10 protein-coding genes are annotated in these 12,247 nt (G+C 41.0%); 5 read left to right on the top strand and 5 right to left on the bottom strand.

Annotated features, from left to right (window positions below; genetic code table 11):
• Positions 1–74 precede the first annotated feature (74 nt).
• The 5 genes from I4641_RS04535 (at position 75) to I4641_RS04515 (ending at position 6,950) form a co-directional block, all read left to right on the top strand.
• Positions 75–2,027, top strand: coding sequence for a glycoside hydrolase family 9 protein (locus I4641_RS04535; RefSeq protein WP_229639279.1), 1,953 nt, complete (start codon positions 75–77; stop codon positions 2,025–2,027).
• A 62-nt stretch (positions 2,028–2,089) separates the two neighbouring features.
• Positions 2,090–3,745: an ABC transporter ATP-binding protein gene (locus I4641_RS04530; protein WP_229639278.1), complete on the top strand. Its 1,656-nt coding sequence runs from the start codon at positions 2,090–2,092 to the stop codon at positions 3,743–3,745.
• Between the two features lie 34 nt (positions 3,746–3,779).
• Positions 3,780–5,297 carry an aminotransferase class I/II-fold pyridoxal phosphate-dependent enzyme gene (locus I4641_RS04525; RefSeq protein WP_229639277.1) on the top strand — a complete coding sequence of 506 codons (1,518 nt, stop codon included), beginning with the start codon at positions 3,780–3,782 and terminating at the stop codon, positions 5,295–5,297.
• A 48-nt stretch (positions 5,298–5,345) separates the two neighbouring features.
• Complete coding sequence (gene cbiT / locus I4641_RS04520) at positions 5,346–5,936, top strand: precorrin-6Y C5,15-methyltransferase subunit CbiT (protein ID WP_229639276.1); 591 nt, start codon at positions 5,346–5,348, stop codon at positions 5,934–5,936.
• Between the two features lie 135 nt (positions 5,937–6,071).
• Complete coding sequence (locus tag I4641_RS04515; protein ID WP_229639275.1) at positions 6,072–6,950, top strand: phosphatidate cytidylyltransferase; 879 nt, start codon at positions 6,072–6,074, stop codon at positions 6,948–6,950.
• A 215-nt stretch (positions 6,951–7,165) separates the two neighbouring features.
• Here I4641_RS04515 and I4641_RS04510 read toward each other — a convergent pair whose 3' ends face one another.
• The 5 genes from I4641_RS04510 to I4641_RS04490 form a co-directional block, all read right to left on the bottom strand.
• Positions 7,166–7,615, bottom strand: a complete 450-nt coding sequence (locus I4641_RS04510) for an SRPBCC family protein (protein WP_229639274.1) — start codon at positions 7,613–7,615, stop codon at positions 7,166–7,168.
• Between the two features lie 43 nt (positions 7,616–7,658).
• Positions 7,659–9,116 (bottom strand): 9,9'-di-cis-zeta-carotene desaturase, encoded by a 1,458-nt coding sequence (gene zds, locus I4641_RS04505; RefSeq protein WP_229639273.1) that lies wholly within the window; start codon positions 9,114–9,116, stop codon positions 7,659–7,661.
• Between the two features lie 55 nt (positions 9,117–9,171).
• Entirely contained in the window at positions 9,172–9,771 is a 600-nt protein-coding gene (locus I4641_RS04500) for a hypothetical protein (RefSeq protein WP_229639272.1), read from the bottom strand.
• 264 nt (positions 9,772–10,035) lie between these two features.
• Positions 10,036–11,565: an anthranilate synthase component I gene (gene trpE / locus I4641_RS04495; RefSeq protein ID WP_229639271.1), complete on the bottom strand. Its 1,530-nt coding sequence runs from the start codon at positions 11,563–11,565 to the stop codon at positions 10,036–10,038.
• Between the two features lie 127 nt (positions 11,566–11,692).
• The gene (locus I4641_RS04490; RefSeq protein WP_229639270.1) at positions 11,693–12,127 is read right to left on the bottom strand and encodes a photosystem I reaction center subunit II PsaD; all 435 of its coding nucleotides are present in this window, start codon (positions 12,125–12,127) and stop codon (positions 11,693–11,695) included.
• Positions 12,128–12,247: the final 120 nt, after the last annotated feature.

Below are 12,247 nucleotides of genomic sequence, written 5' to 3'. Positions count from 1 at the left end.
AACAGACAAAATAGTGCTTAAAATCAGTGTTAATAATCTAACTATTTATATTCCTCTTTACCTTTCTTTTATTTATGTATTTAAAGTCAAAAATTACTCAAAAATTACTCAAAAAAATTTTAGCTGGATTGATGGTCTCCATCGCGATCGCTACTACCTCAACTCCAGCAATCAGCCAAGATCGGGAAAACTATGGCGAAGCCTTACAAAAATCAATCTTATTTTACGAAGCACAGCAAGCAGGAAAGCTACCAGAGTGGAATAGAATTCCTTGGCGAGACGATGCAACCCTAGAAGATGGTGCAGATGTAGGGGTCGATCTCAGTGGAGGATGGCTAGATGCGGGGGATAACGTCAAGTTTAACTTTCCGATGGCATACACAGTCACTACCCTTGCTTGGGGAGGGATAGAATATTATGATGCCTATCAAAAATCTGGTCAATTGGAAGATTTGTCCCAAAATATCAAGTGGGTTACAGATTATTTACTCAATTCCTTTGCCAATGACAAACCAGGAGAATATGTTCTTTACGGACAGGTAGGGAATGGGAAACTAGACCATAAATGGTGGGGTGCAGCAGAAGTAGTTCATTACGAAATGGATCGACCAGCCTATAAAATCGATACCAGTTGTCCTGGGACAGATTTAGCGGGAGAAACCTCCGCAGCCTTGGCTTCTAGCTCAATTTTATTTAGAGCCAATGGCGATCCAAAATATGCTGACTTGTTGGTAGAAAAAGCGGAAAAACTCTTCGATTTTGCCAATACTTATCGCGGTAAATATTCCGACTGTTTAAAAGAAGCAGTACCTTTTTACACCTCTGTTAACGGCGATCGCGACGAACTAACTTGGAGTGCTATTTGGCTGCATAAAGCTAAAAAAGCGCAAAATAATAGCTATTCAGGAGAATATCTGACATTTGCCGAAGCTGAATACCAAAAGATGGATAAACCCTTCAACTACACCTATCAGTTTGATGATAAGTCCTATGGAGTTTATATCTTGTTGGCACAAGAAACAGGCAAACTAGAATATCAACAGCGTGCAGAAGCTTGGTTAGATTTTTGGACGGTAGGACATCAAGGTCAAAGGATTAAATACACCCCAGGAGGTTTGGCATTTTTGGTTAAATGGGGTTCGTTACCCCTGTCTGCCAATACTAGTTTTCTTGCTTTTGTCTATAGCGACTGGCTCAAAAAAACTCAAGGAAACTCAGCCAAAGCCCAAAGATATTACGACTTAGGTGTCAGCCAAATTAATTACATCCTGGGGCAAAATCCTTCACGACGCAGTTATATGATTGGCTATGGTGACAACTATCCCCAAAATCCCCACCATCGCACCGCCCACGGTAGTTGGCTTAATAGCGTAAAAGAACCCCAACAGACCCGCAATCTTTTAATCGGTGCATTGGTAGGAGGTCCTGATGGCGAAGAAAACTGGGAAGACGACCGCAATGATTGGGTACGCAATGAAGTGGGCGTAACCTATAATGCAGGACTGACAGGGGCTTTGGCTAAAATGTATGAGGAGTTTGGTGGCGAGCCTTTAGCAGAAATATCTTTCCCCAAATCAAACGATCCTGAGATCTATGTAGAATCTAAAACTACGGTGGGCGAAAAACAGAATACTGAGATCGATTTAACTATTATCAATAAATCTGCTGCTCCCGCCCAGGGATTGGAAAATGCCATGGTGAGAGTAGTTTATGAAGTTAAACCAGAACGAGTCAAGGATATTTCTACATTCGCAGTATCGAATGATTGTGCCAATTCTCCTTCCAAAGTAGTCAAACTCAAAGAAGACACTTACTACACTGACGTTGTCTGTAGGGATACGGTTATTTATCCAGGGGGAGATATGGATTATAAAAAGCAAATTACCCTAACAATAGACCTAAATAAATCGGGTAGCAGTAATTTATTTGATGGCTTGAGTAAAATGTTTGCCAAACCCGTTCGAGTTACTAAAATTTGTTTGTATGACGATGACAAGCTACTTTGGGAATCGCAATTTGAAAAATAAACATCAAAGGATATAACAGTGCTAAGACAACCATCCGCGATCAATATTAGATGTTAAACGAAATGACTCAGACTATGACTTCTGCCCTTTTATCGGTTGCTAATCTTAGAGTTGCTTATCCTTCTGGCTCATCTCGATCGCAAACTGTTTGGGCGGTGGATGATGTTTCTTTTGACCTGAAAAAAGGGGAAAAGATTGGCTTAGTAGGGGAATCTGGCTGTGGTAAATCTACTTTAGGCAGAGCTATTATGCGCTTATTGCCCGAAGGCAGTCAAGTAGAAGGTAAAGCCATATTTAACAATAAATCAGTATTTGAATTAAATAAAACCGACTTGAGGCAATTTCGGGGAGAAGTCGTAGCCTTAGTTTTTCAAGATCCCATGACCAGGTTAGATCCTTTGATGACTATTGGCGATCACTGTTTGGAAACCTTAAAAGCCCATCAGCCAGAGTTATCCAAATCCGCAGCCCAGAAATTGGCGATCGCAACTTTGGATACGGTGAAGATACCCGCAAACCGTTGGGGACAATATCCCCATGAATTCAGTGGGGGAATGCGTCAAAGAGTGGCGATCGCTTTGGCTTTGTTGCTTAACCCCAAAGTTATTGTGGCAGACGAACCCACCACCAGTTTAGATGTTACCGTCTCGGCAGAAATTCTCGACGAATTGACTCGCTTGTGTGACGAAAGAGAAATGGGTTTAATCTTAATCTCTCACGACTTGGCAATGGTGGGAGAATATTGCGATCGCATTGCGGTGATGTATCGGGGCAAAATGGTCGAACAGGGGGATGTTAAATCGATTCTCTACAATCCTCAACACGAATATACTAAGTCTTTGTTGAATGCAGCTTTGCTCTTACAGGTAGTAGATGAAAACCCCGTAGCGATCGAGAATCAAGCAGCACCAATTTTAGAGGTTAAAAATTTAAAACAACATTTTTCTCTGGAAGGAAATTTAATTCAGCAATGGTTTTCTCAGAAGAAAACAGAAGTCATTAAAGCCGTCGATGATATTAGTTTCGATCTCTATCCAGGGGAAATTTTAGGGCTAGTCGGAGAATCTGGCTGCGGAAAAAGTACTCTTTCTCGTACTATCTTACAATTACTCCAACCCACTTCAGGTACAGTAAAATTCTTGGGAAAAGATCTAACTACCCTGTCTCCCCAAGAGATGCGGAGTCAAAGACGACAATTACAAATGGTATTCCAAGATCCCCATGCTTGTCTTAATCCCTTAATGAATGTAGGCGATAGTATTGCCGATCCCTTATTAATTCACAAACTAGCTACTAAAGCCGAAGCCAAACAACAGGTTGCAACCATGCTAGCCAAGGTTGGTTTAACTCCGACAGAAGAATACTCCCGACGCTATCCTAAAGAATTATCGGGGGGACAACAACAAAGAGTTGCGATCGCCAGAGCTTTAATTACTAATCCTAAGCTAGTAATCTGCGACGAACCCGTCAGTATGCTTGATGCAACAGTACAAACCCAAGTATTAGAGCTTATGCTGGCATTAAAAAAGGAATTTGACTTAACTTACCTGTTTATTACTCACGATCTTTGGGTAGCGAGATTCTTTTGCGATCGCATTGCAGTGATGAATTCAGGTAAAATTGTCGAAATTGATCGCACTGAAAAAATCTTTACCCAAGCACAACATCCCTATACGAAGAAATTGCTTTCTGCTGCACCACTTTTAAGTAACAAGTAACCAATAACAAATAACAAATAACCAATGACAAATTATGTTTTCAGATACGCCGTTATTGGATGCATTGATCAAATCGGCACAAAAGCCTCATGCTGCTTTTTATGCACCAGGACACAAACAAGGAAAAGGCAGTAATCAAAGAATTTTAGAATTTTTGGGTAAGAGTGTTTTTGCGGCGGATTTACCCGAATTGCCCGAACTAGACAATTTATTTGCCCCTGAAGGAGTAATCAAACAGGCACAAGAGCTAGCATCTAATACCTTTGGCGCATCAAAAACTTGGTTCTTAGTTAATGGTTCGACCTGTGGCATTATAGCGGGAATTTTGGCGGTATGTGGCGAGGGGGATAAAATAATCTTACCCAGAAATATCCATCAATCGGCGATCGCGGGTTTAGTTTTGTCAGGGGCAATACCCATATTTGTCAATCCAGAATACGATCCTCAAGAGAGATTAGCTTATAACGTTACTGCTGATGCGGTAAGACAAGCATTAACCGCCCACCCCGACACCAAAGCGGTAATGGTGCTGCACCCTACTTATCAAGGCATCTGTAGCGATTTAAAAGCGATCGCCGATCTAACTCACCAATATAATATTCCTTTACTGGTAGACGAAGCCCACGGCGCGCATTTTGCTTTTCACCCAGATTTACCACCATCGGCTATGACTGTCGGCGCGGATCTAACAGTGCAATCTACCCATAAAGTCTTGAGTGCCATGACACAGGCATCTATGCTGCATTGCCAAGGCGATCTCATTTGTCCCCAAAGAATTAACAAAGCCTTACAATTGCTAGAATCTACCAGTCCTAGCTACCTTCTATTAGCTTCTTTAGATGCAGCCAGACAACAAATGGCAACTCAGGGTCAAGAATTGATGGATCGTACGCTAAATTTAGCCCTAGAAGCCAGAAATAAAATAGCTGCAATCCCCAACCTATCTATCCTCGAACCCAATTTAAAACCTGGATGCGATCGCTTAGATATTACCAGGCTAACTATCAATGTATCCAACCTAGGCATAACTGGTTTTGCAGCGGACGAAATTCTCCACGAAAAACTCAACGTAACTTGCGAACTCCCTCTATTACATCACCTTACCTTCATTATCTCCCTGGGCAATACTCCAGAAGACGTCCACAACCTAATCCAAGCTTGCCAAACCCTCCCCAAGTCCCTATGGGAAGCGGTATCCTTTAGGGCAAGTCCCTATGGGAAGCGGTATCCTTTAGGGCAAGTCCCCAAATCCCTATGGGAAGCGGTATCCTTTAGGGCAAATCCCTATGGGAAGCGTTATCCTTTAGGGCAAATCCCCAAGTCCCCCCGCAAAGCCTACTTTGCCCCGACTGAAACAGTCCCTATTAACCAAGCAAGCGATCGCTTTTGTGGAGAATTAATTTGTCCTTATCCTCCAGGAATACCTTTATTAATGCCAGGAGAAATAATTACCACTGAAGCGATCGAATATCTGCAACAAGTTGTAGTAGCAGGAGGCACTATTACAGGGTGTAAAGATCCTATTCTGCAAACCATACAAACACTGAAATAGCACTAATAATTAAACAAGAATTGGTAACTGATAACTGATAATTAAATTATGCTTTGGCAATATAAAACTCCTGGCATTCCCGATAAACTCTTTGAACGCTTACCTGGTATACCTCTAAGCAAAAGAGAGGTGCGTATTCTGATTATTTCTTCCTTGCGGATGAAGCCAGATTCGGTATTGTGGGATATCGGTGCGGGGACGGGAACAATTCCTGTCGAGATAGGCTTGCTTTGTCCTGAAGGTAAGATCGTCGCTGTCGAAAGAGATAATGAAGTTGCGGGTTTGATCGAGCGTAATTGCGATCGCTTTGGAGTAAAGAACGTTAAAGTAATTCAAGGTAGCGCGCCAGAGTGTCTAGAAGAAATTCAACCCCAACCAGATTTAGTCTGTATTGAAGGAGGAAAACCGATTGAAGATATACTCAAACAAACTTGGAAATATCTCAAACCAGAAGGGCGTATCGTAGCTACGGTAAATAATTTAGAAAACTTATATATTATTTCCAAAGGTTTATCAGAACTACAAGCCCGTAATATTGAAGTAGTTCAATCCGCCGTCAATCGTCTAGAAACACGAGGTATTCATCAAACTTTTGCTGCGGTAAATCCGATGTTTATTTTGAGTGGCGAAAAATTATAAGTGTTAGTAACATCAAATTTCCTACTAGCTTCTTGTAAATATATATTAGGACTTAAGGCAATATGCTAACCTTTCATAAGGTTGTCTTAAACTCAATTCTCACCCTTAAATCAGCGTTGGTAGCAGCAACGCATTATGCCCTTGTCTCGTATAGTTAGTGCAGTAATCGCGATCGCCTTAGCCTTGGGAATGATTATTCTCGGAGGATGGTACTTCACCTTTGGTATCGGTATTTTAATGGTCTTAGCACAATTAGAATATTTTCGTCTAGTCCGCGCCAAAGGAGTCGAACCCGCAGCTAAAACTACTTTAATTGTCTCCCAACTTTTATTAATCGGTTCTACCCTCGCCCCGAATGTAACCGATGCTATGTTTTGTCTTGGAGGAACAATTATTTGTTTCTACTTATTATTCCAACCCAAAATGGCAACCATTGCTGATATTTCTAGCTCTATTTTGGGTTTATTTTATACGGGCTATTTGCCTACTTTTTGGGTGCGCTTGAGAGTTAGTCTGCCTAATGTGAATAATGCTAGTAACCTACCCCTCAATGGATACTGGCCCGATTCTTGGCTCAATCCCAGTCAGTTTCCCGTTGGACTAACTTTAACCTTTTTAGTAATGGCTTGTATTTGGGCAGCAGATATTGGTGCGTATACTATGGGTAAAAGTTTTGGTCGCACTCGGCTTTCTGATATTAGTCCCAAAAAGACCGTAGAAGGTGCATTATTTGGCGTTCTAGGTAGCTTAATTGTGGCAGAATTGGGTGCTTGGTATTTTCATTTACCAGCTTGGCAAGTTAGCGGTGTCATGTTGGGTACGTTAATTGGGATTACTAGTTTGCTAGGAGATCTAACCGAGTCGATGATGAAACGGGATGCGGGAGTTAAAGATTCTGGACAATTAATACCAGGACACGGAGGTATTTTAGACCGTACCGACAGCTATGTTTTTACTGCCCCTTTGGTCTATTATTTCTTTACTTTATTACTTCCTTTATTTTCGGCTTCTTAAATACTCTTAATTTAAGATATTCCAGAAGAATTGATGACGGGTAATACTGTTGCCAAGACTATAAAAGTTATAATTCCTAATGCTAGATTGCGATAGATTCGTTTTTCTGGTCTGCATTTTCTATATCTCATTTTGATTTATTTTTTGATAATATTTTTTCTCCTTTATAACAAAATGAATCTAATTTTGCACCGTTAAAATAAAATACACATCTGCTAAATATTAGATTCAGCGTGAGCTTTAATCGCATATTCTTTGAATCTTTCTAAATCTGCCATAACCGTTGATTCCACAATATCGCCGATCGCACTATCCAATAACTTGCCAATAATTCCTGGTACGCCATAGGCAAAAGACATTTTAACAATACTATATTCCTTGCGATCGTAAAAACGAATCGCGCCTTTGTTGGGCAAACCATCCACCGACTGCCATTCGATGATTTGATAGGGAACAAGCTGTACGATACGAGATAGCCAGGTAAAGTTAAATCCACCACTAGCTAGTTTCCAGCGCGATAACTCTGGATTATCCTCCAAAATTTTGACCGACTCAATCCATTTCATCCAGATTGTCATTTGTTCTAAATCTGACCAAAGACTCCAGACAAGTTCGATGGGGACAGGAACTTCTATTTGTACGGTATGTTCTAGCCAGTCTGTCATATTTATTACTTGATTACCTAAATGTCCCCAATAGAAACGATCGTTATACCGCTACAGCTTTCAACTGTTCGGCATTTTCTAACACTGCTTTGGCTGCTTGCTTGCCAGACAAAGTAGCTCCTTCCATACTATCGATATAATCTTGTTGAGTGTAGCTACCCGCTAAGAAAAAGTTAACTATGGGGGTTTGTTGGGCTGGACGATAAAGATCCATTCCTGGGGCTTCGCGATAGAGAGATTGGGCTAATTTCACCACGCTATACCAAGTCATGTTTAAATCTCTAGCAGAAGGGAATAAATTCCGCACCTGTTCTAAAACATGGTTGGCAATATCCTCGTTTTTCTCTTTGATAAAAGGATCGCCAGGAGTCAAAACTAATTGTAGTAAAGATCCTTCTCCTTCTCTGTAATAATCACTAGGACTAGTTAAGGCTAAATCTGCAAAACAAGAAAAATCTGCATCGGGAGTATAAAGTAGATTATCAATACCCACTGCTTTTTCCAGTTGCTCGCGATTATTCCTATCATTTAATTCCGTCACCCAACCATCAAAGCGCAACTGCACTGTAGCTACAGGTACGGCATCCAGTTTATAAATGTTGTCAAATTCCGACCACTTGCGCCACTCTTGGGGAATAACTTTTTTAATTCCTGGTACGTCACAAGCACAAACATAAGCATCGGCAGTAATAGTTTCTTCCTGTTCCCCATTAGCGACGATAATTCCCGTAACTTTAGTATCGTCTTTACCATCTTGATACAAAATCTCTCTGACACGACGACGAGTGTGTATCTTAACTCCTCGCGCTTCTAAATAATCCACAATAGGCTTGTGTAAATATTCGCTAGGCGAACCTTCCAGCATCCGCAATACAGAAGCTTCGGTTTTAGTGGCAAAAAATTGAAAAATAGTTAACATACAGCGAGCAGAAATGTTTTCTGTATCGATAAAACCCAAAGCATAGGCAATAGGATTCCACATTTTTCTCAAGCTGCCGTTGTTCCCCCCGTGACTGCGAAACCAATCGGCAAAACTCACCGAATCTAGATCGCGGATAGTTTTCATTGCCCCTTCAGGGTCGATTAATGCCCTGACAATGGGACTCGTACCCAGAGCCAAGGAGTTGGCTGCTTTATCTACTGTTGAAAGCTGAGAGGTAGTAAAAAAAGCTTTTAAACCATTGAATGGTGCGCCAGTAAGGAAGCGAAAATCTAGTTCGCCAACTCTACCACCTTCGTTGATAAAGGTATGAGTATGATCTTTCAGACGGAGGTTATCTATTGCGCCGACTTTTTCCATCAAGGCGAAGAGATTGTAATAGCAGCCAAAGAATACGTGCAAGCCCATTTCCAAATGGTTGCCATCCCGATCTACCCAGCTACCAACTTTCCCCCCCACAAAAGGACGAGATTCAAAGATTTCTACCTCAGCACCCGCATCAACTAGGTCAATGGCTGTTGCCATACCAGCTAATCCTGCACCAACAATTGCTACGCGCATTAAATTTCTAATTCCCGAAAAGCAGTTTTATCTTTACATATTGTAATATGAATCGCTAATTTTCTAACTTTTCTTCGCCGAATGTTTTGAGCTTGTAAAAAAAAGAAGATACATCAGGTACGGGAATAAACTGAGGTATTATTTTATGTTGTTGGGCAAACTCCGACCAATTAGTTTGATAGGAAAGTTCCAAGGCTGAAATTATGGGGATATTACGGGGAAACTGTTTGGGCTTAGTTGGATTTAATGTGGCAGTCGATCGCTCCGAGACAATTGCGACTGGGTTTTGAGTTTTGCTGTAATTGCTGTAGGGATAAGGGTTTATAGTAGGTGTCTTGGTTGTAATATTGAACTCGGATAAATCGATCTGCTGCTTGGGTAATTTGCGACAAATTAATCTTTCAAACTCATAGGTAAAGTGGGTATTAGGATTACCAATTCGCAACCAAACACTCAGGATATGTTCGATAGAAATAGCTTTATAGCGTCCTAGATATAAAGCTTCAATCGTTGCCAGCCCAATCCAACTAGCATGATATATTTTTGACCATGATTCTAGTAGTTGCTCTGCGTCATCTCCTCCCAAATCGAAAGCATAACTATCAATTAGAGATTTGGCTTGAGCTAATGATAAATCTTGAGTTAGTTCAGTCATCGAACTTGGTTACTTACAGTAGTGAATAGGACTAAAAATATACCGCGTTACCGATTAATAAAATATTGACTGATACATTCTAGCTGTTAAATTTAGATGAATCTAGTCTTCACCGATACAGTTTGGGGGACAATAAATCAATAATTATTAATTGTTAATCTATTTGTTAGATTCGATCAAAATCTAATTCTAATTTAACTTAAGCGATTTATTTCAGCCCTAGTTTACCCAAAAGACCTTATAAAATTAGCACTAGCAAATTATTCAATTGATACTTTTAATGGCTTCTAATAGTCCTTTGGCTTTATTGAGAGTTTCTTGATATTCAGTTTCGGGGACAGAATCAGCTACTAGTCCCGCGCCTGCTTGGACAGAGACCATACATTGATTTTCTTTGTAGGGTCGAACGATCATCGTTCTGATGGTAATAGCACTATTAAGCTGACCTTCAAAATCATAGTAGCCATATACTCCTGAATAAGGGCCTCTTCTTTCTGGTTCGAGTTCGTTAATTATTTCCATCGCTCTAATTTTGGGCGCGCCACTTACTGTACCCGCAGGAAAACAAGCTTTGAGCAAGTCCCAAGCTGTTTTATCTGGTTCGAGTTCACCAATAACATTACTGACAATGTGCATCACGTGGGAATAGCGTTCGATTACCATGAGTTCGTCTACAGTCACGCTACCTTTTACACAGACCCGACCGAGATCGTTCCTTCCTAAATCTACGAGCATAATATGCTCTGCCACTTCTTTGGGATCTGCTAGTAAATCCTGGGCATAAGCATCGTCTTGGACATTATTTCTGCCTCTAGGACGAGTTCCTGCAATGGGTCTGAGGGTGGCTTCTATTTTGCCATCACTGCGAGTATCGGCTTTAACCATAACTTCTGGAGACGAGCCGATCAATTCCCAGTCGCCAAACTGATAGTAACTCATGTAGGGAGAAGGATTAATTAAGCGCAAAGAACGATAAAGATTGAAAGGATGACCTTTATAAATGGTAGATAATCTTTGGGAGAGGACTACCTGAAAAATATCTCCCGCACGAATATAATCTTTAGCTTTATCTACGTTGTCACAATAAAGCTGTTTGTCGGTATTACTGCAATAAACTAACCCCGAGTCATCGGTGGAATTATTGGAAGATTTCCATTCCAAAGACTGGGCTTCTATGGGTAGGGGTAACTGAAGCTTGAGCATCAACTTACTAACGCGATCGCTTGCTGCTTGATAGGCTTCTTCTAAATTAGTATCGGGATCTCGTAAATCTGCGTAGGAAATTGCCCAAATCTTTCTTTTGATTTGATCGAAAATAATTAAATTATCTACCTGCATCCAAACCCCGTCGGGTAGGTCGTCTGGCTGAGGCTCTTTAATGGGGACTCGCGGTTCGATCCAACGAATCAATTCGTATCCCCAAACTCCAAATAAACCGCCAATACCAGGGGGTAATTCGGGTAACTTGACTGGTTTAATTGTCGTCAGACAGCGATCGCAAATATCAAAAGGATTACCTTCATACTCTACGATCTTGCCATCGCGATGGGTTTGAGTGGTTTTCTCTCCCCTAGCCTCTAATACCCACATCGGATCGCAGCCCAAAAAACTATAGCGACCTAGTTTTTCTTCTCCTTCTACGGACTCTAAAAGGAAATTGTAAGGTTGACCCGCACAAACTTTATACCAAGCCGATACAGGGGTTTCTAAGTCCGCTACTAGCTCTTGATATACGGGAACAAAATTACCCTGCTGGGCGAGTTCGCTAAATCGATCGAAATTAGTCAAAATCATTTTTTAATAAGTAGCAAGTAGCAAGGAGAGACAAGGTATGCCTGGTCTATACAAGATCGCCAAAAAAAGAAGGACTGGCAAACAATATAGTTTACCTTTCGTCCTTCTTAATTTTATCTGGTTGTCGTTAAACTTCGTAAGTTGCTTTCCCAGAGAATTTGATCGTAGCTGGTTGAGGATTTTGACCGATGCGACGGTCTTTTTTGCCGTGATATTCACGACCCTCATTTACTTTTTCAGGGAAGACACCATCTGCGGGATGCAGAAGGGTTGTTTCACCGCTAGGAAGTACGCGATAGATCTTGTAGTCCTGAATTCTTGGTTTAAATGAAGTGCGAAGTTGTTTGCCTAACGCCAAACACTGTTCTTTACGAGCTAAATAAAGTAGGTTTTCTCCTTCGTTCATAGTAGCTGCGCCACCAGTGGGCATTTCAAATACTTGCTCTTTAGGACTCGTCCAAGTGATAGCGTATTTTTCTTCTACTTCTGCTTTAGTTAACAAGCCACCCGTACTGCCACCAAACTTTGGTGTTTTTCCAGAAAGCTTAATTTCTTCTGCCATTTTAATAAAAATCCTCAATTAAAGGTATTTACGGCATCCTATCATTCACTTTGGGACAATATTATCAGTACGTCAAAAACTGTAACAGTTTTTAGCAAGGCTGAGTTTAGAGTAATTTAA

The organism is Waterburya agarophytonicola KI4, assembly GCF_020640915.1.
GTDB lineage: Bacteria > Cyanobacteriota > Cyanobacteriia > Cyanobacteriales > Xenococcaceae > Waterburya > Waterburya agarophytonicola.
The sequence above is the reverse complement of the archived record's forward strand: the minus strand, read 5'-3'. Positions and strand labels throughout refer to the sequence as shown.